Origin of the sequence: Bacillus sp. ISL-51, from assembly GCF_018613535.1 — a bacterium.
Classification (GTDB): domain Bacteria; phylum Bacillota; class Bacilli; order Bacillales; family Bacillaceae; genus Bacillus.
On sequence record NZ_JAGGQB010000002.1, the window covers coordinates 215608 to 239270 of the forward strand.

General features: G+C 44.0%; 26 protein-coding genes. 9 read left to right on the top strand and 17 right to left on the bottom strand.

Features of this window, described 5'->3' with window-relative positions; all coding sequences use genetic code 11:
- Positions 1–19: 19 nt before the first annotated feature.
- From J7E26_RS01150 to J7E26_RS01160, 3 genes are all read right to left on the bottom strand, one after another.
- Positions 20–1201, bottom strand: a complete 1182-nt coding sequence (locus J7E26_RS01150) for a DUF58 domain-containing protein (protein WP_214800520.1) — start codon at positions 1199–1201, stop codon at positions 20–22.
- Entirely contained in the window at positions 1201–2163 is a 963-nt protein-coding gene (locus tag J7E26_RS01155) for an AAA family ATPase (RefSeq protein WP_214800521.1), read from the bottom strand. Before J7E26_RS01155 ends, J7E26_RS01150 begins: the two co-directional genes overlap by 1 nt.
- 145 nt (positions 2164–2308) lie before the next feature.
- Positions 2309–3184, bottom strand: coding sequence for a cation diffusion facilitator family transporter (locus tag J7E26_RS01160; RefSeq protein ID WP_214800522.1), 876 nt, complete (start codon positions 3182–3184; stop codon positions 2309–2311).
- A gap of 391 nt (positions 3185–3575) precedes the next feature.
- Between J7E26_RS01160 and gabP the strand changes: the two genes are divergently transcribed.
- From gabP to J7E26_RS01180, 4 genes are all read left to right on the top strand, one after another.
- On the top strand, positions 3576–4961 hold the full coding sequence (gene gabP / locus J7E26_RS01165; RefSeq protein ID WP_214800523.1) for a GABA permease: 1386 nt from the start codon (positions 3576–3578) through the stop codon (positions 4959–4961).
- A 108-nt stretch (positions 4962–5069) separates the two neighbouring features.
- Positions 5070–6608 carry an outer spore coat copper-dependent laccase CotA gene (gene cotA, locus J7E26_RS01170; RefSeq protein ID WP_214812901.1) on the top strand — a complete coding sequence of 513 codons (1539 nt, stop codon included), beginning with the start codon at positions 5070–5072 and terminating at the stop codon, positions 6606–6608.
- A gap of 206 nt (positions 6609–6814) precedes the next feature.
- On the top strand, positions 6815–7024 hold the full coding sequence (locus J7E26_RS01175) for a cold-shock protein (protein WP_214800525.1): 210 nt from the start codon (positions 6815–6817) through the stop codon (positions 7022–7024).
- Between the two features lie 112 nt (positions 7025–7136).
- Positions 7137–7295 carry a hypothetical protein gene (locus tag J7E26_RS01180; protein ID WP_214812904.1) on the top strand — a complete coding sequence of 53 codons (159 nt, stop codon included), beginning with the start codon at positions 7137–7139 and terminating at the stop codon, positions 7293–7295.
- A gap of 34 nt (positions 7296–7329) precedes the next feature.
- Here the strand turns inward: J7E26_RS01180 and J7E26_RS01185 are convergent, their stop codons facing one another.
- Positions 7330–8373, bottom strand: coding sequence for a PD40 domain-containing protein (locus J7E26_RS01185; RefSeq protein WP_214800526.1), 1044 nt, complete (start codon positions 8371–8373; stop codon positions 7330–7332).
- 63 nt (positions 8374–8436) lie between these two features.
- Positions 8437–8805, bottom strand: coding sequence for an RlpA-like double-psi beta-barrel domain-containing protein (locus J7E26_RS01190; RefSeq protein WP_214800527.1), 369 nt, complete (start codon positions 8803–8805; stop codon positions 8437–8439).
- 363 nt (positions 8806–9168) lie between these two features.
- Between J7E26_RS01190 and J7E26_RS01195 the strand changes: the two genes are divergently transcribed.
- The 4 genes from J7E26_RS01195 (at position 9169) to J7E26_RS01210 (ending at position 13940) form a co-directional block, all read left to right on the top strand.
- On the top strand, positions 9169–10209 hold the full coding sequence (locus J7E26_RS01195; RefSeq protein WP_214800528.1) for a 2,3-butanediol dehydrogenase: 1041 nt from the start codon (positions 9169–9171) through the stop codon (positions 10207–10209).
- Positions 10210–10396: 187 nt separating this feature from the next.
- Complete coding sequence (locus J7E26_RS01200; RefSeq protein WP_214800529.1) at positions 10397–10894, top strand: RNA polymerase sigma factor SigV; 498 nt, start codon at positions 10397–10399, stop codon at positions 10892–10894.
- Positions 10894–11754: an anti-sigma-V factor RsiV gene (gene rsiV / locus J7E26_RS01205; protein WP_214800530.1), complete on the top strand. Its 861-nt coding sequence runs from the start codon at positions 10894–10896 to the stop codon at positions 11752–11754. Before J7E26_RS01200 ends, rsiV begins: the two co-directional genes overlap by 1 nt.
- 269 nt (positions 11755–12023) lie before the next feature.
- Positions 12024–13940 (top strand): acyltransferase family protein, encoded by a 1917-nt coding sequence (locus tag J7E26_RS01210; RefSeq protein WP_214812906.1) that lies wholly within the window; start codon positions 12024–12026, stop codon positions 13938–13940.
- Positions 13941–13988: 48 nt separating this feature from the next.
- Here the strand turns inward: J7E26_RS01210 and J7E26_RS01215 are convergent, their stop codons facing one another.
- The 5 genes from J7E26_RS01215 to J7E26_RS01235 all read right to left on the bottom strand — a co-directional run bounded on the left by J7E26_RS01215 (position 13989) and on the right by J7E26_RS01235 (position 17979).
- Complete coding sequence (locus tag J7E26_RS01215) at positions 13989–14993, bottom strand: SPFH domain-containing protein (RefSeq protein ID WP_214800532.1); 1005 nt, start codon at positions 14991–14993, stop codon at positions 13989–13991.
- 27 nt (positions 14994–15020) lie between these two features.
- Positions 15021–15785, bottom strand: a complete 765-nt coding sequence (locus J7E26_RS01220; protein ID WP_214800533.1) for a TPM domain-containing protein — start codon at positions 15783–15785, stop codon at positions 15021–15023.
- Positions 15785–16810 carry a TFIIB-type zinc ribbon-containing protein gene (locus J7E26_RS01225; RefSeq protein ID WP_214800534.1) on the bottom strand — a complete coding sequence of 342 codons (1026 nt, stop codon included), beginning with the start codon at positions 16808–16810 and terminating at the stop codon, positions 15785–15787. Before J7E26_RS01225 ends, J7E26_RS01220 begins: the two co-directional genes overlap by 1 nt.
- Positions 16811–16860: 50 nt before the next feature.
- On the bottom strand, positions 16861–17547 hold the full coding sequence (locus J7E26_RS01230; protein WP_214800535.1) for a PspA/IM30 family protein: 687 nt from the start codon (positions 17545–17547) through the stop codon (positions 16861–16863).
- 114 nt (positions 17548–17661) lie between these two features.
- On the bottom strand, positions 17662–17979 hold the full coding sequence (locus J7E26_RS01235; RefSeq protein ID WP_214800536.1) for a YjdJ family protein: 318 nt from the start codon (positions 17977–17979) through the stop codon (positions 17662–17664).
- Positions 17980–19467: 1488 nt separating this feature from the next.
- On the opposite strand from J7E26_RS01235, the gene J7E26_RS18140 reads away from it, so the two are divergent.
- Positions 19468–19656 (top strand): hypothetical protein, encoded by a 189-nt coding sequence (locus tag J7E26_RS18140; RefSeq protein WP_251039235.1) that lies wholly within the window; start codon positions 19468–19470, stop codon positions 19654–19656.
- A 24-nt stretch (positions 19657–19680) separates the two neighbouring features.
- Here the strand turns inward: J7E26_RS18140 and J7E26_RS01240 are convergent, their stop codons facing one another.
- The 7 genes from J7E26_RS01240 to J7E26_RS01270 all read right to left on the bottom strand — a co-directional run bounded on the left by J7E26_RS01240 (position 19681) and on the right by J7E26_RS01270 (position 23657).
- The gene (locus J7E26_RS01240; protein ID WP_214812908.1) at positions 19681–20430 is read right to left on the bottom strand and encodes a Panacea domain-containing protein; all 750 of its coding nucleotides are present in this window, start codon (positions 20428–20430) and stop codon (positions 19681–19683) included.
- Positions 20431–20441: 11 nt separating this feature from the next.
- Positions 20442–21131 carry a nucleotidyltransferase family protein gene (locus J7E26_RS01245; RefSeq protein WP_214812910.1) on the bottom strand — a complete coding sequence of 230 codons (690 nt, stop codon included), beginning with the start codon at positions 21129–21131 and terminating at the stop codon, positions 20442–20444.
- 341 nt (positions 21132–21472) lie between these two features.
- Positions 21473–22444, bottom strand: a complete 972-nt coding sequence (locus tag J7E26_RS01250) for an N-acetylmuramoyl-L-alanine amidase (RefSeq protein WP_214812912.1) — start codon at positions 22442–22444, stop codon at positions 21473–21475.
- Between the two features lie 47 nt (positions 22445–22491).
- A complete protein-coding gene (locus tag J7E26_RS01255) occupies positions 22492–22914 on the bottom strand; it encodes a phage holin family protein (protein WP_007408577.1) in 423 nt (140 codons plus the stop codon).
- 34 nt (positions 22915–22948) lie between these two features.
- Positions 22949–23170: a hypothetical protein gene (locus J7E26_RS01260; protein WP_119027022.1), complete on the bottom strand. Its 222-nt coding sequence runs from the start codon at positions 23168–23170 to the stop codon at positions 22949–22951.
- A gap of 13 nt (positions 23171–23183) precedes the next feature.
- On the bottom strand, positions 23184–23351 hold the full coding sequence (locus tag J7E26_RS01265) for an XkdX family protein (protein WP_214812914.1): 168 nt from the start codon (positions 23349–23351) through the stop codon (positions 23184–23186).
- Positions 23352–23369: 18 nt separating this feature from the next.
- Positions 23370–23657 carry a hypothetical protein gene (locus J7E26_RS01270; RefSeq protein WP_150941149.1) on the bottom strand — a complete coding sequence of 96 codons (288 nt, stop codon included), beginning with the start codon at positions 23655–23657 and terminating at the stop codon, positions 23370–23372.
- Positions 23658–23663 lie beyond the last annotated feature (6 nt).

Consider the following 23663-nt stretch of genomic DNA (forward strand, 5'->3'; position numbering starts at 1 on the left):
CGGCGCGCCACCTCTCTTTCTATACAACATGAGACACCCGTCCGTCCCTGATCATTTGTACATTTATATTCTTTTGAGCAAAGCGGAGAGCGAGTTTCCGTTCCGATTCCGGAAGCGCGGCATTCGTTTCTTTCGCTACGAAAACGGTCATGTTTGCCGAACCGGCCTCAGCCTGCACCAGCAGCTCCTCTGAAAGCCTGCCCGTAACGACGGCAATCGCGGCTTGGCGCACTCGGCGGTTTGCCAGTTCTTCCCTTAAACGGCTCATCGGATTCGTGTTCACATCAGCGGCTGATGCTAAGTAACGCAGGATGTTTCTGAAATGCCGCTCACCCTCCTGAACCGGAAAGACAGTGCGTTCATTGCCCAATGGAACAAATCCGGCAAAAGAGCCGCCGATTAAAACTGTATAAAGAAGAGAAGCGGACGCTGACACCGCTGCTTCAAACGAAGGAGACGACTGGCAGTCCAGAATCAGGACCAGATTCATGCTCGTCAACGGTTCAAATTCCTTTGTCATCAGTTCATTGCGGCGCGCCGATGTTTTCCAATCGACCGCTGAAAACCGGTCGCCCGGCTGATAATTTCTGACGCTTGCGGCGACTGTGGAGCGGTGCATATGAAATGGCGCAGCCGCACCCGCGCCTTCTTCCTGCCGGGCTGCATACGGCTTGTAACGAAGAGCCGAATACACCGGATAGACTAAAATTGTATCCGCGATTGTAAAAGACGCTGTTTTTTCCAAAAGCCCGAGGACATCGCCTGTCCGCACCCTTACGGTATGTAAACGATGCTCTCCGCGGGGAACCGGTGACAATTGATAGTGAAACGTCAGTTTTTTTTGAAACCACGGAAATACAAGCTGTTTTGCACGACGCCTTTCACCAAGCGTTTCCGGCATTACATCCTCAATCACCATATACATCAGCGGAAACGGCAGGCGCCGCTTCAGCGTGACTGCCACGAAAAGCTTGTCTCCTGCGGTTAATTGGGCGGCAGATGTTTCACGCGTCACCTGAAACGCCCGCAGCGGGTACAGAGCGAGCAAGCCGGCGTACACTGTAAACGGCAAGAACGCATAAAATAAAAACCAGCTCACAAATCCGCCCTGAAACATGGCATAAGAGAAAACCGCTGCCGTCAGCATGATCAGCACGAGCAGCTTCCAGCCGTATACCAGCCAATACACTTTCTTTTTCATCAGCGGACCGACGCCCTTTGGACAGGCACTTTCACCGATGACAGGATTTCCTCTATAACCGCTTCCGGCGTTACTTCATTAAATTTCGCCTCAGCATGCAGGATCATCCTGTGCGGCAATGTGAACGGGGCCAGATACTGAATATCGTCAGGAATGACATAATCGCGATGATGAAGCAGTGCGTAAGCCTGCGCCGCTTTCATCAGGGATATGGAACCCCGCGGGCTTACGCCCAAATGCACAGACGGATGCCGCCGTGTCTCCTGAGTGATGCCGACGATATACGCTTTCACGCCGGCATCCACCCGCACCTGCTCCATGTTTTTTTGCAGGCAGATAAATTGTTCTTTAGAAATAACCGGTTCCATTGTTTCAAGCGGATTTCGCCCTTCCTGCAAAGACAGTACCTCAAGCTCCTCCTCGGCAGTCGGATACCCCATCTTCAGCTTAAATAAAAACCGATCAAGCTGGGCTTCGGGCAGCGGGTACGTCCCTTCGTATTCGACCGGATTTTGAGTAGCCATGACAAAAAACGGCTCACCCAGCGGCATCGTCTTCCCGTCTATCGTGACATTCCCCTCCTCCATTGCCTCAAGTAATGAGGATTGCGTTTTCGGAGAGGTTCTGTTAATTTCATCGGCCAGCACGATATTTCCCATAATGGGACCGGGGCGATATTCGAATTCCATCGTTTTCGTATTGTAAATAGAGACACCCGTGACATCTGACGGCAGCAGATCCGGGGTGAACTGAATTCTTTTAAAGTCCGCTCCGATCAATTTTGCCAAAGCGCGGACCATCATTGTTTTACCGACTCCCGGCACGTCCTCCAGCAGCACATGGCCTTTTGCAAGAATGGCGGCCAGGCTGAGTATGGCTATGTCTCTTTTTCCTATAATTACTTTTTCAATATGGTCAACGGCTTTACCCAGCAGCGGATGCAGCTCTTCTTTATAAGCCATTCTTTTCCTCCTAGTCATCTCTCAAATTTCAATTATCGTAATCTAACTTTACCACAAAATATAACCTGTATAAAAAACGTTTCCGGCAAATTGTTTCCAGTCCCGCACAGCAAAAAAGCTTCCCTGTGAAAGGAAGCTTCCTGATTCATTTACTCAGCTGCAGAGGCTCCATGTGAACGTGTGAATGGTCAATGGCATGTTCCTCTTTCATTTTACGCTCTACCTCATTGGCAATATCATGACTTTCTTTAATATTCAAATCTGACGATACCTCAATCACCACGTCTACATGGACGGAGCTGCCCAAATACCTCGCTTTAATATCTTTTAAGCGGCTGACGCCCGCAATCTGTTCAATCGTTTTTTTATAATCAGACATATCCTTGACATCAAAGCCGTCGGTTAACGAATGTGAGGACTCCTTGAAAATATCCCAAGCGGTTTTGCAAATGATCAAACCGATAATAAACGCAGTGACCGTGTCAACCCAGGCCAAATGGAACTGCGAAGCGAAAATACCGACAAACGTGCCGATACTGACGAGCGCATCGGATTTGTTATCAGCCGCGGCGGCTTGAAGCGCCTGGCTGTTTACCTTTTTAGCCAGCGTTTTCATATAGCGGTATACGATCAGCATAACAGCGGCGCTTCCTGCAGCTGTCCATGCGGCGATCATATCAGGCGTCTCCTCTTTCACGGAGAAAATAGATTCCGCGGCGCTGAACAGCACCTGCATCCCCACCAGCATCATAATAATAGAAGCAATGAGCGATGCAACGGTTTCCGCCCGAAAATGCCCGTAAGGATGATCTTCGTCAGGAGGTTTTTGAGAGATGCGCAAACCGATGAAAACAGCGGCAGATGCCACAATATCAGTCGTGTTATTTAACCCGTCCGCAAGAAGCGCCTCAGAGTGGAATACATAACCGATCACAAGCTTTACCGCGGACAATACGGCATATGCGGCAATACTGACAAGCGCCCCGGTTTCGCCTTTTTTCAATTCATTATATCTCTCCACTGAAAAAAACCTCCTTCCCGTTCAAATTTTTTCTTTCATTATCATACAAAGCGATGGCGCAGTGGGTCTATAGAAACATGATTCACTCTCCACAGAAAAATAGTGAGTATAGAACTTTTTTGGCATAACGCAAATTATTTTTATTCACAAAAACCTTTCTAACCTCAATAATACCAAGGCTTCTTGCCATCGGTCTCTTTTGGAATAAAATGCAATTCTCTCAAACGGACACAATGACAGAAAATTTTTTCTTTTTTCTTCCGTGTTGTCAGCCGCGGCTCGAAGAAAAATGTCACATTTCCTCACACAATTTCTATATGTCATATTCATTTATGATAGAATAATACTTGTCGGAATATTCAGCATAAAACAAAACCAAAGGAGGCAAAGAATGAATAAGCCTAATTCTTTATCGAAGGGGTTAAAGACCCGGCATATGACGATGATTTCAATCGCCGGCGTGATCGGCGCCGGATTATTTGTAGGAAGCGGCTCAGTCATTCATTCGACAGGACCGGGAGCCATTGTGTCATACGCATTGGCCGGACTTTTAGTCATTTTTATTATGCGAATGCTCGGGGAAATGTCTTCCGTTAACCCGACAAGCGGTTCGTTTTCACAGTATGCCCATGATGCCATCGGTCCGTGGGCCGGCTATACGATCGGGTGGCTGTATTGGTTTTTCTGGGTTATTGTCATCGCCATTGAAGCCATTGCAGGAGCCGGAATCATTCAGTACTGGTTCCCCGACATTCCGTTATGGCTGACGAGTCTGCTTCTGACCGTCTTATTAACGCTGACGAATATTTACTCAGTCAAATCCTTCGGTGAATTTGAATATTGGCTTTCCTTAATTAAGGTGGCCGCCATCGTTGTCTTCTTAATCGTGGGCTTTGCTTTTATTTTCGGAATCGCTCCCGGCAGCAAACCGGTCGGACTGGCCAATCTGACGGGCAATGGCGGATTTTTCCCCCAAGGCGTCAGTTCTGTCCTGCTGGGCATCGTCGTCGTGATTTTTTCTTTTATGGGCTCTGAAATTGTTGCGATCGCAGCGGGTGAGACCTCAAATCCGGTCGAATCTGTGATGAAAGCGACGCGCTCAGTCGTTTGGCGCATTATCATCTTTTACGTCGGCTCTATTGCAGTTGTCGTGACCTTGCTCCCATGGAATTCGGCCAATATTTTAGAAAGCCCCTTCGTTGCCGTTCTGGGACATATCGGGGTTCCCGCAGCCGCCCAAATCATGAACTTCATCGTGCTGACAGCTGTTCTGTCCTGCCTGAACTCAGGGCTTTATACCACATCAAGAATGCTTTATTCACTCGCTGAGCGAAACGAGGCGCCGCGCCGCTTTATGAAACTGAGTAAAAGAGGCGTACCGGTTCAAGCCATCATCGCCGGCACCTTTTTCTCTTATATTGCCGTTGTGATGAACTACTTTTCTCCCGACACCGTCTTCTTATTTTTAGTCAATTCATCAGGAGCTATCGCACTGCTCGTCTATCTTGTTATCGCAGTTTCTCAGCTTAAACTGAGAAAGCAAATCGAACAGACCGCCCCTGAGTCTTTGAAAATCAAAATGTGGTTTTACCCTTACTTAACCTACCTGACCATCATCGCCATTTGCGGAATTCTATTATCCATGCTGTTTATCAGCTCAATGCGGTCTGAATTTCTTCTGACAGGATTTATTACGTTGGTCGTCCTCGTCTCATACGTATTCCACAAAAAACAAAAACCGAAAAAAAGCGCTGCCGAAAGCCGTGTCGCGCAATAAACCGAAACACCTGCCTGAAAAAAGGGCGGGTGTTTTTTTAACCAACCTGTTTCCGACGGCATTAACTATAGTACAGGATTTGAATAAACGATAAGGACAGGATAAATAATGGAACTTGAGAAATTTGCAGATGAACTTCCGATTATCGAAACCTTAAAGCCTCTGAAGCAATCAAACGGCAGCACATACTACGAAGTTACCATGAAGGAATGCTATCACAAGCTGCACCGCGATCTTCCGCCGACCCGCCTTTGGGGATACAACGGGTTGTTTCCCGGCCCCACCATCGACGTGCAGCAAAATGAAAGTGTGTATATTAAATGGATGAATGACCTGCCGCAAACACATTTTCTTCCCGTCGATCATACCATCCATCATTCGGAAAGCGGACATTCGGAGTCTGATGTCAAAACCGTTGTCCATTTACACGGAGGAGCGACACCGCCTGAAAGCGACGGCTATCCGGAAGCCTGGTTCACCCGGCATTTTGAAGAAACGGGACCGTATTTTGAGAAAGAAATATATCATTATCCAAACAAACAGCGCGGGGCGCTCTTATGGTATCACGACCACGCCATGGCGATCACCAGGCTCAACGTATACGCCGGGCTTACCGGCATGTATATCATCCGTGAACAGAAAGAAAAACGGCTGAGGCTTCCTGAAGGAGAATACGACGTTCCGCTCATGATTCTGGACCGTACATTAAATGACGACGGTTCTCTGTTTTATCCGAGCGGACCGGATAACCCTTCCGAAACGCTGCCGAAACCTTCAATCGTTCCGTTTCTTTGCGGAGAAACCATTCTCGTCAACGGAAAAGCTTGGCCGTACATGGAAGTGGAACCGAGAACATACCGTTTCCGCATCCTCAATGCGTCCAATACCAGAACATTTACACTCGGACTCAGTAACGGCAGTGATTTTATCCAAATCGGATCTGACGGCGGACTGCTCCCCCGCTCTGTCAAAACGCAGTCAATCAGCTTAGCTCCGGCTGAGCGGTATGACGTTCTCATCGACTTTTCAGCCTTTAATGGAGAAAACATGATCTTAACAAACGGCACCGGTTGCGGAGGAGCCGCAAATCCGGAAACCGACGCCAGTGTCATGCAATTCCGCGTAACAAAGCCGCTCACAGGAAAAGACACAAGCCGAAAGCCGAAATATCTTGCTTCCATGCCTGATGTAACAGCCGGAAGAATCCAAAACATCAGAACGCTCAAGCTCACAAACACTCAAGATAAATACGGGCGGCCGGTTCTGACACTCAATAACAAGCGATGGCATGATCCGGTCACAGAAGCGCCTAAGCTCGGGACAACAGAAATATGGTCGATTATCAATCCGACAAGGGGAACCCACCCGATTCATCTGCACTTGGTTTCCTTTCAAGTGCTTGACCGAAGGCCATTTGACATGGATCGGTATAACGAATTCGGCGACATTGTCTTTACAGGACCCGCCATCCCGCCGCCGCCAAGCGAAAAAGGCTGGAAAGACACCGTGCAGGCACACGCCGGAGAAGTCATCAGAATCGCAGCTGTTTTCGGACCGTACAGCGGACGCTACGTATGGCATTGCCATATTTTAGAGCATGAAGATTACGATATGATGAGGCCGATGGACGTAACCGACCTGTCATAAGCAAAAAAGCACCCGCTTTTTCAGCCGGGTGCTTTTGGTTTAAAAAAGGAAAATATAATGGCACTTTTTTGCATATACTGTAATAACAGGGGGACGCTATGCCCCCCTCAAATGGAAATACGGATAGAAAAAGGAATTAGGAGTTTAGGGAAAAGTATGAGACAATGAAGATATGCACTAAAATTCATAAGGGAAGAAGTGACTTTATGTCTTACTACAACAAACGTAATCAGGAACCACTGCCTAAAGAGGAAGTAGGTACGTGGGAATGCACGAAAGAGGACTGTAATGGCTGGACCAGAAAAAATTTTGCCGCCAGCGATACCCCGACATGCCCTCTATGCGGCAGTAAGATGATCGACGGCGTCCGTTCGTTGGTGAATCTCCAAAACAACAGTCAATCGGCATCAAGTTAGACCTCCCTTTTACGATTCTCAAACATAGAGAAGGCCTCCATGCCATCATGAGAGGCCTTTGCGTTTTCTTTACCTTTTTATGGTATAATGTGAAGAAAAAGGGTTGATTGACTTGGAAAGCGATCAGCAGCATAAAGATCTGAAAGAAAGGGCGAAACAGCAAAAAGTCAACCTTGCATCCCAGTCATTCATCGAAACACTCAACTTCGCCGTTCCAATCCTCCGTTTCTTCAAATGGCTCGCCTCAGCCGCAGCCAGCTTTGTTCATTAAAAAACACCCAGCGGGCGCTGAGTGTTTTTTTACGTTATTGTATGACAGAAAAACTGTTGATAATTCCGTTGTCATGCTGCCAGACTTTTTGAAACTTCTTCGTATCCAGATGATAAGCGTAAATGGTGCGAACCTTCGCTTTCCGTCCGGTTTCATCTTTCAGACGCTTTGCCCCTTTGGCCTCAGCCATGAAATAAATGATGCTGCCGTCTTTAGAAAACTGAGGCTGGGCATCAATTAACGGCGTAAAATCCTTTTCATTTGAAATAATCGTTTCATATTTTTTCGTTTTGACGTTCATCAGCCGAATGGACGCTTTTTGCTCCGTCCCTTTTTGTGTATACGATGTAAAGACGAGATTCTTTCCGTCCGGTGACATCGCCACATCACTTATAAACTGATAAAGACTCGTCAGATTCTCAAAAGAGCCGCTCGTTCCCGCCGCAAAACGCACCTTGGCCGGTTCAGGATCTATCCCCTTCTCGTTCGCCTCATCGGTTTTTTTATAGTCCTCTTCCACCGAATAATGCAGAAGCGCAAATGAGTTTTTCTTGCGGTTATAAAAGAAATTGCTGACACTGTCGTCTTTATTATCCGCCGCAGGGAACAAATTTTGATAACGTTTTGTTTTTAAGTCAAAAGACGCGAGGCGAAAGTTATCCTCGTCCGCTTTGCCCAGCCGGAAATAAATGTGTGACAGATCCTTAGATAAAAACAAACTGTCTGCACTCGCCGATCCTTTATACAGTGTGCTCTTTTGTTTCGTTTTCAAATCAAGCTTATACAGCCGCATCTCATTTTGATCATTATTACCGACATAATAGAGCACCTGATGAGCGTCATCAAGCGCAAAAGCCGGATATGCCGAGAGTTTTTCCTCGTGCAGGACGCGGTCATCTTCGTAATATTTCGTTAACAGATCCGTGCCTGTAATGGAAACAAGCAGCTTATCATGCCCGCCGGATGCAACGGCAGCGTCTTCTCCGCTGCTTTTGCCTTTCACCATCAACACGGCTGCAAGCACCGCCCCTGCTAAAACAACCGCGGCTATGATCCAAAACAATAGTTTCTTTTTCATGATTATTCTCTCCATCAATTAGAAAAAGCAAGAATCAGTCTCCTTGCTTTTTACATGGTCTATTTAATAGCTGTAATGTCCGGATACTTTCCCTTTGCTTAACGGGTATCCCAGCGCTTTGAACGCTTTCGGGCTCACATCTAAAACTGCATTCGGCAGACGGCCGACATCATTTTTATATACTGTAATAACCTTTTTCGGTTTAGCTTTCGCATAAGCTCTGATTTTTGTTCCGTTTCTCGGTACGTCAAAACCTAACTTTGTCGCACAATCCCAATGGCCCAGTTTTTTACCGGAAGATCCTTTTTTGCCGACTCCATTATACCAAGTAATATTTCCGTTCACTTTTTTAGCACTTGCTGCAGAGGTATAACTGAACGCTCCCAGCGTACTTCCTGCTAAAATCAAAATGGCTAAGAATAACTTCTTCAAGCTTTCGTCCCCCTGACATGTTTTCTACTAGCAAAATTATACACCAAGATCGCTGTCATAATATTTCATTCACTTTACATGTTGATTACAGCTTAGGAGGAACTAAGCACACAAATATGACAACTTTCCAACAAACAAAATAATTCCATGGTAAATTATACTACAAAATTTAAATCATTAGAGGTATAATATTCCTAGAGTATTTCTGCATTCAATATGGACTTTTTATAAGGCCTATTGATAGTTGCGTAATATGATATATTTTGAGAAATCAGGCTTTGGGAAACGCTTTATTCCTTTTCATCAAGGTTCATATTGATCATGTACCTATACTCGTTTCTATCAGACTAGGAGTGATAATCAATGAAAGCGGCAAGATGGCACAATCAAAAAGACATTCGAATCGAAAACATTGATGAACCTAAAGCAGAACCGGGAAAAGTCAAAATTAAAGTCAAATGGTGCGGAATTTGCGGAAGCGACCTTCATGAATACTTAGGAGGCCCTATCTTTATTCCGGTCGGCAAACCGCATCCATTAACAAACGAAACTGCGCCTGTCACAATGGGCCACGAATTCTCAGGAGAAGTCGTGGAAGTGGGCGAAGGCGTCAAAAATTACAGCGTCGGCGACCGTGTCGTCGTTGAACCGATTTTTGCCACACACGGGCATCAGGGAGCCTACAACCTTGATGAACAAATGGGCTTTTTAGGCTTAGCAGGAGGCGGCGGCGGATTTTCTGAATATGTCTCCGTCGACGAAGAATTGCTGTTTAAGCTTCCTGAAGAGCTTTCTTACGAACAAGGCGCACTTGTTGAGCCTTCAGCGGTTGCGCTTTACGCCGTACGCCAAAGCAAATTAAAAGCGGGCGACACGGCTGCCGTTTTTGGCTGCGGACCGATCGGGCTGCTTGTCATTGAAGCCCTGAAGGCAGCGGGAGCTACGGATATTTACGCGGTTGAACTTTCACCTGAACGTCAGGAAAAGGCGAAAGAGCTTGGCGCTATCATCATTGATCCGTCAAAAACGGATGATGTCGTTGAAGAAATCGCAAAACGCACAAACGGCGGCGTTGATGTTTCTTATGAAGTAACAGGCGTCCCTGTCGTTCTCCGTCAAGCGATTCAATCAACAAGCATCGCGGGTGAAACAGTTATCGTCAGCATCTGGGAAAAAGGTGCGGAAATCCATCCGAACGATATCGTCATCAAAGAACGGACCGTTAAAGGCATTATCGGCTACCGTGACATTTTCCCTTCCGTCCTCGCACTGATGAAAGAGGGCTACTTCTCAGCAGATAAGCTCGTCACGAAAAAAATCGTGCTCGACGATCTGATTGAAGAAGGCTTCGGCGCTTTAATCAAAGAGAAAAACCAAGTAAAAATCTTAGTAAAACCGAACTAAGCCGTTCAGCAAAATACCAGACACATCCGAAAAGAGCCGTTCAGGCTCTTTTTTTTACTTCTTCCTCTTTCCTTCCTTTTCCTTTTAAAAATGATGCACTCTGTGCAAACTATTTTTCACCCTGTCCCGTCTATCCTTAGGTAACAGCCTATGATACGTATTTTCAAAAAAGGAGCCCTTTAAAGCAATGAAGAATCAAACAGCCAAAGCGTCGCTTGTGACGTGCATAACTGAGCGTAAGGAAGACTTTTACAGGTTGGCCTACAGTTATGTAAAGAACAAGGATGACGCGTTAGATATTGTACAGGAATCGATTCAAAAAGCGCTGACGTCAGTCGATTCCGTCCGAAATCCCGATACGATTAAAAGCTGGTTTTATAGTATTTTAGTGCGCACCGCCATTGATTTTCTCCGCAAGCAGAAAAAACTTAAAGTGATGGATGACGAAACGATTGAGTTTTTAAGCCGCGGAAAGGAAGATCACTACAAAGACACGGACCTTCATGAAGCGCTTGAAGAGCTGCCGCACCCATATAAAACGATCATTATTCTGCGTTTCTTTGAAGACTTGAAATTAGAAGAAATCGCGGAGATCACGGGGGAAAACATCAACACCGTCAAAACACGCCTTTACAGAGGCCTGAAGCTTATGCGCATTCAGTTGACGAAGGAGGATCTTTCTTAATGGAAAAGAGATTAGAACAATTAAGAGAAGAGTATAAAAATGTGCCCATTCCTAAAGAACTGGACAGCATTGTCGAAAAAGCCCTTCAGCATAAACCGAAAAAGAAACGAATCGTAATGTGGCCGACATCGGCGGCAGTCGCAGCGGCCGTCTTATTTACCGCCGTTGTGAATATCAATCCTGATGCCGCACACGCCATGTCAAAAATCCCCGTTATCGGCAAGGTCGTCCAAGCCATCACATTCGTCGAAACGAAAGAAGAAAAAGACCAATCAAGCATCGATGTAAAAACGCCCGCCCTGTCCGGCCTTTCTAATCACGAGCTTGAGGACAGCATCAACCAAAATTATATGAAAGAAAGCAAACAGCTGTATCAGGAATTTATGCAGGCGACCTCCAAAAAGAAAAAAGGCCACCTCAGCATCTACAGCGATTACGAAACCGTAACTGACACGCCGGACCTTATCTCAATACGCCGTGATATTGAAAAAACCCAAGCGTCATCTTACACCCAAAGCCGTTATATCACGATTGATAAGAAGAATGAGGCCTTGCTTACGTTAAAGAGCTTATTTAAAGATGACCGATATATTAAAGTCATCAGCCAAAATATAAAAGAACAAATGAAAAAGCAAATGAAAGAGGACTCGGATAAAATATATTGGGTTTCAGGAGATGATATGACAGAGCCTTTCAAAGCCATTCATGATGATCAAAACTTCTATATTACAGACCATCACAAACTCGTCATTTCATTTGACGAATATGAAGTGGCACCCGGATATATGGGCGTTACAGAGTTTAAAATTCCGACTTCCGTGATCTCACACCTGCTCGTCGGAGACCGCTACATCAGGTAAATAAAGAAAAAAATCCATGATTCCGCAGGTCATGGATTTTTTCTTTTCCCCCTGATAACAGCCAATTCCTCAGGGGCCCTTTTCATGATATAGACGCTGAAAGGGGACAAAAAAGTTTAAGAGAATCAGAACATTTCATTCATTTTTTCTGAAACAAAATCCCCTGCCTTATGCGTCTATTAACGGAACGAATGGAAGACTGTACAGAACTCTGCCATAACTATCCGCAAAACAGCGAGAATAACCGCACACACTATTGGAGGAATACCATGTTAGACAAGACACAACATCGCCGCTATATCCCCGGACTGGACGGACTTCGAGCTTTTGCCGTACTGGCGGTCATCGCTTATCATCTAAACTTCAATTGGGCCGACGGCGGCTTCATTGGCGTTGATATCTTTTTTGTTTTATCAGGCTATTTAATTACATCGATCATATTGCCTGCGCAGGGAAATGAAATCACTCTGGATTTTCGCGATTTTTGGGTGCGCCGGATTCGGCGTCTTCTGCCGGCGGCTTACCTCATGATCATCACAACTGTTATATGGGTCGTATTGTTCAACCGGGAGCTTCTGCATACAGTACGCGGAGATGCGGTCTCTTCTCTCTTTTACATAAGCAATTGGTGGTTTATTTTCCATAAGCTTTCCTATTTTGACAGCTTCGGTTCTCCTTCGCCGTTAAAAAACCTTTGGTCACTGGCGATTGAAGAACAGTTTTATATGATATGGCCCTTCATCCTGCTTGCGGGAATGCACATATGTAAAAAACGGACCCGGCTTGCGGCCGCGGTTATGTTCTTCGCGCTATGCTCAGCTGTCATGATGAGTATCATGTATGTGCCGGGCGGAGACCCGAGCCGTGTCTACTACGGGACCGATACACGTTCATTTGAACTGCTCATCGGGTGCTCGTTAGCCCTTGTGTGGCCGATGAAACGATTGTCATCGAAACGGCTGCCGAGCAGCATGAAACATATCCTGCACGGCACTGAGCTTGCCGCTTTTACCGTGTTACTGGTTTGCGTCGTTTCCGTTGATGAATATGAGCCCTTCCTTTACAGAGGAGGCATGCTTCTGATCAGCATCACCGCAGCCGCTCTCATAGCGTGTGTGTGCCATCCAAGCAGCTTTTTAGGACATGTGCTCTCATGGAAGCCGCTGCGCTGGATCGGAACAAGATCATACGGCATTTATCTCTGGCATTATCCCGTTATCGTATTAAGCACACCTGTTCAAGAAATCGGGAATCCGGTTTATTGGCATGCCGTCATCAGGATCGGCGCAACTTTCATTCTTGCCGAGCTTTCCTATCATTTTATTGAGAAGCCAATCCGCACCGACGGTTTCCGGCCATTTTTCCGCCGGGTTTTTCTGAACAGATTTCTGGAATGGAAAACGTCCTCTGTCATCAGCAGGATGTCGATAGGCCTCATTCTTGCCGCCGTCCTCGTTTTTGCGGGCGGACTGTCCGGAATAGCCGAGGGAAAAAAACAGCCGCAATGGACTTATACGCAAAGCGCTCAAGAAACAAACGCAGGTTCAGATCAGCCGCATGACCATCATAAACCGGCAGCGGATGAAAAGAAAAAGAAAGACGAGAAACCGAAAACAGCTTCAGCACCAGAAAAGAAAGAAACAAAAAGAAAAACAGATGCAAGCGCGCATAAAGAAAAAAAGGAGCACTCATCTCAGCAGGCAGCGGCTCAAAAGCCGGCCCATTCTGATAAAGAAGTGTTAGCCATCGGAGATTCCGTTATGCTGGACATTGCATCAAGTCTCCGGCAGTCTGTTCCCCATGTCACCATCGACGGGAAAGTGGGAAGACAAGTCTCACAAGCGCTTCAGCTGACGTCGGAATACGCGTCATTTAATCAGCCGGGCAAAGCGGTCATCATTGAGTTAGGGACGAACGGCTATTTCACAAACAGCCAAATTGAAGAGCTGGTCAACTCTTTCTCAAAAGCTCATATCTACCTCGTGAATACACGTGTGCCGCGGCAGTGGGAAAGCAAGGTAAACGAGTCATTGCGCCAGCAGGCAAACACCCGTCAAAATATTACGTTAGTGGATTGGCATGCCAAAGCTCTTCAGCACCCGGAATTTTTCACTCCTGACGGCGTACATTTGGTGCCTAAGGGCGCCGAAGCATTAACCGCTCTTATCGTTCAAGCGATGAAATAAATACAGCAAAAAAAGAGGCCTTCTTAGAGCCTCTTTTTTGTATCCTATTTATACGAGCTTATGGCCGCAATTCGGGCAGAAATTCGCTTCGCCCGTTTTCGTGCCGCAGTTCGGACAGAAATTCGGCTTAGCCGCTCCTTCCGAACCATTTGAAGGTGCAGGCGCCTGATGTTGCTGGTTTTGATTTTGCTGTGACTGGTTCTGCTGATTTTGATTCATTTGGTTCATCATTTGATTCGCCATATTCATTCCCATCATCATACCGGCCATATCAGAGGCAGGGCCGCTTCCGCTCATTTTTCCGGACGCCATTCCGTCCGTCATGGAAATCTGCTGGTACCGATTCACATCGCCCACCATGCCGTAAGAAGCATTTTTCGTAATCATATCCTGAACTTCCTGCGGATAGTTAAAGCTCATAATGTTGAAACCCGTGATCGACATGCCGTCTCCGATAAGCTGCATATCCAAGTCTTCCTTAATCCCTTTCCCGATCTCAAAGGAATTCGATTGCAGATTAAACATGTCTTTTCCTTCTCTTGTGATCCATTTCATCAGAAGCTGATCAAGAATAGACGTAATCCGTATTTTAATGTCTTCCACTAAGTAGCTGTCTCTGACACCGGCAATTTTATCAATCAAGCTAATGTAATCCATGACCTTAAAGTTGAACGTTCCATTTGCCCGGATCGGCATGCCCCCCGGCATTCCCGCCGCCGGAATGTTAATGGCGTTTTTCGTGCCCCATTTCACGGTGAATTCCTTCGTGTTGACAAATAACACCTCAGCCCGCATTCCGCTGTTAAAACCAAACTTAAACCCTTTTAACGTTGATAAAAACGGGATAATTTCAGATTCAATATCATAATCGCCGTCATCACGGAAAATCCCTTCAATCTTGCCGTTATATAAAAAGATGGCATCCTGGCCGGGCCGGATGATCAGCCGGCTCCCCTTTTTGATTTCACGGTTGTTCCATTTATAGAAAACCATATCATCTCTAAACTCTTCCCATTCCACAACATTCGCTAACTGATTTCTGAAAAAGCCCATGTATGATCAATTCCTTTACGTATAAATTTAAAAACTTCCTTTGCTGCCGCTGTATGAGGTGCCGCCTCTTGTCACTCCGCCGTCGCTGTCATTGTCTTTGTCAGACGGCTTTCTTTCTCTTGTGACGGTCGTTCTGATATACGTGTCGTGCTGGTCCAGCACTTCAGACGTGTCGTGATTCATATACGTGCTGCCGGTAACGGTGACCTTGCCGCCGGAATTGTACACCATCACAGTAACGGCAATCCCCGCAACCGCCGCGGCGGCAATCAGCTGAAACCACCATTTAAACAACAGGTTGTCAGACTGGTCCCCGGGGCTTTTCCCCATATCTTTATAGGACATCTTCATATACGTTTGAAACGCCTTATCATAATGCCCGTCAGAAATGTCCGAGGAAATCGTATTCCTGATCGTATTCAGCCTGCTGCTGTCCAAATACTTCTCTGCCTTTTGATAGCCGGAGATAAATACCTCCCGCCCCTTCATATCGATGGTCAGCATCGCCGTGCTGCCGTGAAAATGGCTGTCATAAAAGTCCCCGGCGTATTGCGCAATATCCTTACCGTCTGTACCGTTTACGGTCAGAATGATAAAATCGGTTTTTCGTTTTGCGCCCAGCTTGCCTGCCAGCGCCTCAAGCTTCCCGATTTCTTCCTTCGTTAAAAGATTGGCATTGTCATAGACATATTGCTTCTGTCCTGAAGCTTCTGCCGATGTATGTACTGCAAAAGGCAAAAGCAGCAAAAGAACGAAGCAAACGAGAAACGCTTTTCCGATAAATGTTCTCATCAAAAACCGCCTCCCATCATCAGTGAGACGAGTCTTAAAGCTAAAAACGTCCCGGCGGTAATTCCGCCGAACCACGCGGCAACTTTTCCAGAGCTGATCGGCGGTTTGCCGACCACCTTGCCGGTCTGCCCGTTCATCGCAAAAATGTGCTCAGTCCGTTCATAGTCATAACTGACCATCCAAACCGGAAGCAGCACATAAAAGCTGTTCAATTTGTTTGTGTGAATGTCTTCGTCTGTTATATCGACCGTTGTATAGCCGGAGAAGGTAGATCTTACATAAGAATCAATATAATGGCTGATTTTATCCTTCGCCCGCGGGAACAGATCGTCATCGGTATAATTATACTTTTCCGCTATATAACCTGCTAAATAAGCCGTATTAAACTCCTTCAGCTCACTATAGGAATACGGCTCTAATTTGTCCATTAATTCATCACTCATTTTTTCTGAAGCGTCGACCGGAATCTTGAGATAATCAAGGTTGATATCACGGAACGCGTTGAAATACTCCGTCTCCGTCACTCGGTATTCCCCATCATCATAATGATGCACTCTCGTACAAACGGCATTGACCTGAACCTTGCTGTTTAAATCAAACATCCAAAACGGGACATACATGCCGGTGATATTCTTCACCCGATCGGCTGACATAAAACCCTTCGGCGTCAGACGGCCGTTTCTGCACCATTTTTTAAATGCGCTCATTGCCTCGTCTTTGCTGATCGTAAAAGGAATCACCATTGAAGGCGCAAGATTTCCCGATAAGCGGTCGGCAAGGACGGCGGCTCCTCCGCAAAAACCGCACGTCGTGGCAGTCGTTTCCGCCTCCGTCATTAACACGGCTCCGCAGTTCTCACAGCGGTACTCGTTCGCCTCATGTTCAGAAAATCTCGTCGTAATATACTCTTTTGGCAGGCTTTCAATCTGATCCTGCCGCCCGCAGCTGTGACATGTCAGCATGCCGGATGAACTGTCAAAGACCATATCATCGCCGCAGTTCGGGCATTTATAAGAAATGATCATTCTGTTTCTCTCACTTTCTCTTTATATCGGACAAAGCTGAAGCCCGCTTTCTACTGATCTTTACTGAAAAGCATTTTCTGCTTGAGCGCCGCCAGTTCATCATCAACACTGCTTTGATTGCTGTCATATTTAGCCGTCAGATCGTCAATATCGTCTTTCGGAGACGCGTTCAGCTCCGCCATCGCATTGGCATGATCAAGCGCCCGGTTCACCTTGTCTTCCATTCTCCCGAAAGCTGACATCGATTGACCCGCATTTGACACAGAGGATCCCAGTTTATTCATTCTCTCTTGCGTTTTTGCCACAGACCACTTCGCTTTGATGGCATTTCGGCGCGACTCAAGCTCCCCGATATCAGAAACAAGCTTGTCATGCATGTTCCGCATTTGAGACGCGTTGGAAGAAGCGATCTGATAAGCCGTTTGCAGCTCAGACAGCCTTGATTCAACAGAGGTTTTCTTTTCCAAAAACGTCCTCGCATCCGCTTCATTGCCGGCCTGTAAAGCCTTCATCGCATAGTTTTCCATCTTTTCGGCATCAGCCTGGCACTCCGTTAAGGCTCTTTTCGCCCGCTGCTCCTCAGCCATGACAGAAGCCGTCTCCGCCTTTACTTTCCCTAAATCACTGTTTAAGTTCCGCAAATATTGGTCAACCATTTTTTCAGGGTTCTCAGCTTTATCTAATAAAGCATTGATATTGCTCGACATAATATCTTTAAATCTTCCTAAAATACTCATTTTTCATTTTCCTCCCAAAATTAAATAGTAACAAATTCACAGTTATATATACTGGTTTTTTTCAAAAAGGTTTCATTTTCTCTTAAATTCATGTACAAATACATGAAAAAAGTCTCATTCAGCCCATTTGTGCCGGCGGGTATTCTTTATGACCAAATACAGTGAGAACAAAAAATAAATAAACAGCCCAATCATCAAACCGCTCACTAACGGATAATGCTTCGCAGAATACACAAAGAAATCCAGCTGCGATATCTGTTCGGGCCTTGTAATCGTATCCGTCCCGTTCAGCAGCTTTGAAAATTTTGCTGTATAATTCCAATCAAACGAATCAGAAACAAGCTCACTCCCCTGATACCAATTCACAGCGGCGAGACAGAAAAAACAAAAAACAGAAAACGCGCATTGCACGATAAGAAATACACTTTTCATTGAAATCCTCCGCGGTTTGTTAACTTATGTATCATTTTTCCGGTCATATTATAAATGACGGCAGTAAAGGAAATTTGGTTTTACTGACAACTCATAAAAACGTTATTGTATGTACTTCACATTGGTTCAGCAGTTAATGGATACCTTTATAAAGTATACTGTAAAATGGAAAATGTTTAAATTAAACCAAAAGATCCCCTATAAAAATCTCTTATAACTAATTAGACTGCAAGGCAGAGAAAGAAATATTTTTATTCCTTCTTTCAAACAATAAAAACTCTATCTTGTATAAGTTAGAATTTTAAGTCTATTATTTACCTGCTGATACAAAGTTTCAATAATTAATTAGACGTCTATGAGCCGACAGACACTAATTCAAATCGGGCTAGCTGATCTCCTAACAGCATTCCTATGCTACAAATTTTCTGTATAAATGTACAATTTGCGCCTATTTTTCTTACTCATCATTCTATGCTAGCGAAATAAGAGCCTACTTAAATAACTATGAATTATATCTAGCTCTTCGGTACTTTTTCATGATCCAAACAAGTAATACAATAAAAATGATGTTAAATATTAATGCGGAAACAACATAAGTTTCATCTGAAACGCCAATATACTTCCCTTTCGTTTCCAAGAGATTCCGTACTTCCTTACTCCATAAAGAACCATTCGGTGAACTATCATCCGCCCCAAATGTAATAAGCGTCATTTCTTTATCCCTGTTAGATATATTTACCCCATAATATACCGTGTATTTATTGTTATGAAATATATGCATATAAGAATAGTTAGAAAATAAAGGTTTTACCTGCCTGACTGGTAATGAGACGTACAATATCGCAGTTGAATTGCCTATTCCTGTTTCAAATTGCTCTGCTTTAATAAATTTTGTATTTGAAGGAAGATCAATATTATAAAATTGCTCAAAAATTTGAATATCCCCTTTTGAAAAATCTGTAAATCGATAATAGTGCGGCTCAATAATACATTTGTAAAAATACCATCCGTTAAAAATTTAAAAAAATGAACTGATTAATATTCCTAATGCTATTTTCGTTATCATATTTAAGTTTGTCATAATGCCCTCCATGAAGGGAATTATAACATTAAGTAGCAAAATACAGAAATTCACTTAAGGTACAAATAAAAAAGGCTTCTCACAAGTTCAATGAACTCGTGAGAAGCCTCGATATGGAACCGAAACAGCGTTAAATGTGACTTTGTTACCCGACAACCCCTTATGTCAAAAGGGGTTGCGCTTTTACATCATTCCACCCATAATTACCACGGTTTTCGCTTGCTTTCGCACCCTTTCGATCGGTGTTATTTTTTTATGAGATCATGAATAGACAAGAGACAAAAACCGCATTGTTTCAGACCCTGACGAAACTTTCGTTATTTTTGTGTTATTTTTTAAAAAATAACAGGTTGGTTTGCATGTCGAACGCACGTTCTTTATAATCGTCTCCAAGGAGATGAAACACAATGACCGATTTTGAACGGAAAGTGTATCGGATTATTTTTAACATGAGCCGCTTCGGGAAAAATCCCTCAATGGAACAATTGAAAAGAAAAACTGGGAAAGATGAACAGACGATCCGGGCTGCCGTGAAAAGTTTGATGAGGCAACGCATTTTGAAGTGGGATAAAGACAAAAGTAAATGGAGATTCTAAAAAAACTCTCATTATTGAGAGTTTTTATTTTACATGGTGATGATATTTAGTAATAAGATCATCCGTTATTGCGCAATTTTGACCTGGCTCATATGCTCTATGCCAAGGCCCACCTTCTTGATGTGTCATATCAACCAAACGGAAAGGTGGATATTTCCCGTATTTAACAAGCACTTTAGTAATACTCTCAATAGCTTCTCCTCCATGCTCAGAAGATAAAACCTTCATGAAGGATGGTGTTACTACTAAATCATCTGTAAGAAGTTTGATGGAAGCATCTTCTTGATAATCTATAATAGATTTTCCATGAACCTTATATTTAGAGAAAATATCCTCAATAACTGGACCGAATTTAAAAGCGACTATAGGTTCCTTGAATAGCTTTTTGCCTGTTTTCAACAAAAATTCTGCATAAATATAATACAGTAATTTTTGTAGTTTCAAGTGGGACGCTGATTGAAATGACAACACAAATTTTGCTACGTCATAAGCAGTTAATTCCTTGTCTCTAGATATTACATCTATAAAGGCAGAAATATCTTCCGTAACAATAACATCATCAAAAAAGGAATCTTTTTTAGTTACAGAATCCCAGCTAGTTGAATCAGTTGACAGCTTGTGAATCCCGAATTGGACTTTTCCGCAACTCTCTTTAACTTTTTCAAAAAATTCTGATATATAGTTTTTATCCAGCCTACTTTCACTTGAGTAGTGCCAGCCAATTCTTCTACCACCAGAAAAATCACTAATGATCGCGATAAAATGAAATGCCATGTTTATCACCTCTACTTCTCCACCTCTGTGGAGTTCTTATAAATCGATGCCCAACCTTTATATGCTTGTTTATGAAGTTGATGCGACGAATTATTTGATTCTTTATCTTCTGTTCTCCATATTTGAAGCTCCCATGGGAAGAAACGAGTACTCTCACCATAAAAATAAAAATGAAATGCTTTATAATCGCCTTTGGACGAATCCATACAATTTATTTTGTATTGTTTTTTCAACGACTCACACATATCTTGAAAGCATTTATTATTATGGTCAAAAGAGTCAATAGTTATTCGTATACCCAACAAATCATTCAGGCACTTTCTTAAAGCTATTTTCCCACTTTCTCTTTTCCCCACACGATAATATTTAAGCTTATTGACAATGGAATCAGGTTGTTTTACTCTAAGCCGCAAATCAAATTCACTATACAGATATTCTAAGTCATTATAAATGACAATATCTTCTAGGTTGTCGGCATAATGTTGGAGTAAATTAAAGAAATCATTGTCGATTGAGAAAAGGTTTCTTTTTTCCGTAACCTCTGTGACGTGTCTTATTTGAGTTGTTTTTAAATGAACATGCGTGACATCTTGTTTTAAGCTGAATTCTGTTGAAAAATCACTATGCAACTGATTAATTTCAAGTATCAACTGATGAAGATGGTTGCAAAATGACTCAATTTGACAAGTGCATTTGATCAATTTTTTCTTCCTCGGTTATTTTAGTTTGATTTTACTCTTTTATCGTCATTTATACAATCATTTGTGAGTATTTATTTAAAGTTTTTCTTGATTTTTTTAATCAAAAACTTTATAATACTACATTTTGTTTAAGAGAGCCGAAACAGCATACCATATATAGTGTTTTTCGTTTTCTGCCCAACTTCCAAGCGCTCTAAACACAATATGTAGATGAAATGACCAAAATAACACTTTTCATCTACATATTGTGTCAAGAATTATTATTTGCACTGTGTCAATAAAGTGTGTTCTGATTAACTCTTAATAAAATAGCCCCCTTAGAAAAAGGAGGCATCTAAGGATTACTTCAATAGTGATTCAAGTTTCGCTTTTGTTTTCGGTCCGTAAATGCCATCAGCAGGCAGCCCGTACATAGACTGGAACCGTTTTACCGCATTTGCTGTTTTCGCGCCATATGCGCCGTCGATCCCAAAGTTTTTTGCACTCTTATCCGGGTAATAATGAAGAGCCGCCAGCGCTGTCTGAATCCGTTTTACGGCCTCCCCTCGGGTCAATGGGCTTGTGACTTTAAAAATACCCGCAGGCAGGCGGAAGGATGATTTCTTTCCTTTGGATGAAGAGCCGGCCGAATCCGTCAGCTTTATTACCTGGCCGACTCTGATTAGATTCGGATTCTTAATGCCGTTCAAGCTTTGCAGGGTTTTCATGCTTACTCCTGTTTTCTCTGCAATTACAGAAAGGACATCGCCTTTCTTGACGGTGTACGTCGCCCCGCAGGTCTTTGAATCTGTTTTTTGTGGTTCGGATGCTTTTTTACCTCCAAGGCGTTCAAGTTCTGCAGCAATGGCCGCTTTCACTTCATCCCAGCGCCCCGCATCTAAAATACGGTGCGGGCAGTATTTCCCATTCCAGTCCTGATGCTTTCTGATTTTGTCAACGCCCCATCCGCGCTCTTGAAGTAACTGAGCGACAAACTTGATAGCCAGCGCCTCCGCTGCTTGGTATCGCGCTCCGCCTGACTTGCTGTAGCAGATTTCAACACCGATAGACTTACGGTTCCCGGTTCCGTTTGTACCGTCGCCAGAATGCCAAGCGTTCCGGTCCAGCGGAATCCCCTGAATTACTTCTTTATCATCTACGGCAAAATGATAGCTTGTCGATTCGCTGTTTCCCGTCATATAACTGATTTCATTGGCGGCTGATGCGTCGTTTGCTGTGTTATGGATGGTGATATACTCCGGCGTCATTGGATTCGGGCATTTCAGGCTGTATTCTTCGCTTGGGACTAATCTCTTTTTCACTGGAATTGTCATAAAAAATCTCTCCTATTCTGTTTTGGAAATATAAAAAAGCAGCCGGGTTAAACAGCTGCCTGATCGTCTTTTTCTGTTTTCTGGTCGTTGTCGTTTTCGATTACGTGCAGGCGCTCCGTGATGACGGCCGGAATTTTAACGCCGATCTGTGCCAAGTTTTCCGTGATGGACAGGCCCTCATTTGCGATATAAAAAAGAACGGTTCCAAAGGTCAGAACACCGTTCAAATTTGTTATCGTATCAATAATGTTGGCGACGATGACCACCATAAAACTGAGCATCTTCCGCACATATCCAAACCACGCGCTGCGGCTTCGGAGCTGCTTCATTTTCCACGCTTTGATAATGCCGGTGATGACATCCAAGATGCTGAGTATCAAAAGCAAGTCAAGGTATTTCACCTCCCCGAAAAGATATGTTCTTGCGATCTGTAAGCTTTCAAAATTCATCCACACATGTATTCCCTCCATTTTGATCACCTCCTTCGAGGCAAAATAAAAACACCTATTCGGTTACAGGTGCTGGTTCACTATTATTTTCTTTCGCTGACAGTGCAGCATTTAATTGTTCTTGAAGTTCCTCGCGCTTCTTTTGCGCAAATGTATATAAAGCCTTGTATTCGGCGCGTTCCTTATTCTTTTGATCCAATTCTTCTTGCAGTGAAATGGATTTATAGATTTCAATCTGCAGCTGTTCCTGAAGCTGCTCTTTTGTCATTTCTTGCATCCTGTTCCCCTCCCTATTCTTGATCCGGATACGCATTACCGCGCTCTTTTTCTGTAATTTCATCATATTCCGCTTGAGTGATGCGACCTTTCTCAACGGCTTTTCTCATTTCAACGGTCAAAACAGTTCCATTTTTCCAGCAGTCTTCAAAAAAACCGAAGAGAACGCTTCGATTCTCCAATGAAATTTCCTCCGCTTCTTATGATTGATTCATTAAGAGATTGCAAACACGCTGAAGATCAAGAGTTCTGGCTTTCAAATTTTCCTCTTCATCAGTTTGAGAACCTTCGCTTTCTTCTTTAATACGTTCAATATCTTCCGTTGATAAGCCCTCAGTCCAGCAGTTATTTTCAAAATCTCTTTTAACCATAAAAAACTGTTCGGCCGGAGCTTCATAAAAACCTTCAGGTGGCTCGCGATCTTCAGAATTCTGATAAAACACATCGTTTACAAAACCTTCTTTATCAACTCCTAAAAAAGTTTTCATGGCAAT

Coding starts and splice junctions, on each gene's coding strand:
- J7E26_RS01270 (WP_150941149.1), bottom strand. CDS start 23,657: ATGAAAACTTTTTTAGGAGTTGATAAAGAAGGTTTTGTAAACGATGTG.
- J7E26_RS01175 (WP_214800525.1), top strand. CDS start 6,815: ATGTCTTACTACAACAAACGTAATCAGGAACCACTGCCTAAAGAGGAA.
- J7E26_RS01155 (WP_214800521.1), bottom strand. CDS start 2,163: ATGGCTTATAAAGAAGAGCTGCATCCGCTGCTGGGTAAAGCCGTTGAC.
- J7E26_RS01240 (WP_214812908.1), bottom strand. CDS start 20,430: ATGGCATTTCATTTTATCGCGATCATTAGTGATTTTTCTGGTGGTAGA.
- J7E26_RS01150 (WP_214800520.1), bottom strand. CDS start 1,201: ATGAAAAAGAAAGTGTATTGGCTGGTATACGGCTGGAAGCTGCTCGTG.
- J7E26_RS01220 (WP_214800533.1), bottom strand. CDS start 15,785: ATGAGAACATTTATCGGAAAAGCGTTTCTCGTTTGCTTCGTTCTTTTG.
- J7E26_RS01250 (WP_214812912.1), bottom strand. CDS start 22,444: ATGACAATTCCAGTGAAAAAGAGATTAGTCCCAAGCGAAGAATACAGC.
- J7E26_RS01235 (WP_214800536.1), bottom strand. CDS start 17,979: ATGAAAAGTGTATTTCTTATCGTGCAATGCGCGTTTTCTGTTTTTTGT.
- rsiV (WP_214800530.1), top strand. CDS start 10,894: ATGGAAAAGAGATTAGAACAATTAAGAGAAGAGTATAAAAATGTGCCC.
- J7E26_RS01195 (WP_214800528.1), top strand. CDS start 9,169: ATGAAAGCGGCAAGATGGCACAATCAAAAAGACATTCGAATCGAAAAC.
- J7E26_RS01215 (WP_214800532.1), bottom strand. CDS start 14,993: ATGGGCTTTTTCAGAAATCAGTTAGCGAATGTTGTGGAATGGGAAGAG.
- J7E26_RS01255 (WP_007408577.1), bottom strand. CDS start 22,914: ATGGAGGGAATACATGTGTGGATGAATTTTGAAAGCTTACAGATCGCA.
- J7E26_RS01225 (WP_214800534.1), bottom strand. CDS start 16,810: ATGATCATTTCTTATAAATGCCCGAACTGCGGCGATGATATGGTCTTT.
- cotA (WP_214812901.1), top strand. CDS start 5,070: ATGGAACTTGAGAAATTTGCAGATGAACTTCCGATTATCGAAACCTTA.
- J7E26_RS01185 (WP_214800526.1), bottom strand. CDS start 8,373: ATGAAAAAGAAACTATTGTTTTGGATCATAGCCGCGGTTGTTTTAGCA.
- J7E26_RS01230 (WP_214800535.1), bottom strand. CDS start 17,547: ATGAGTATTTTAGGAAGATTTAAAGATATTATGTCGAGCAATATCAAT.
- J7E26_RS01210 (WP_214812906.1), top strand. CDS start 12,024: ATGTTAGACAAGACACAACATCGCCGCTATATCCCCGGACTGGACGGA.
- gabP (WP_214800523.1), top strand. CDS start 3,576: ATGAATAAGCCTAATTCTTTATCGAAGGGGTTAAAGACCCGGCATATG.
- J7E26_RS01260 (WP_119027022.1), bottom strand. CDS start 23,170: ATGCAAGAAATGACAAAAGAGCAGCTTCAGGAACAGCTGCAGATTGAA.
- J7E26_RS18140 (WP_251039235.1), top strand. CDS start 19,468: ATGACCGATTTTGAACGGAAAGTGTATCGGATTATTTTTAACATGAGC.
- J7E26_RS01200 (WP_214800529.1), top strand. CDS start 10,397: ATGAAGAATCAAACAGCCAAAGCGTCGCTTGTGACGTGCATAACTGAG.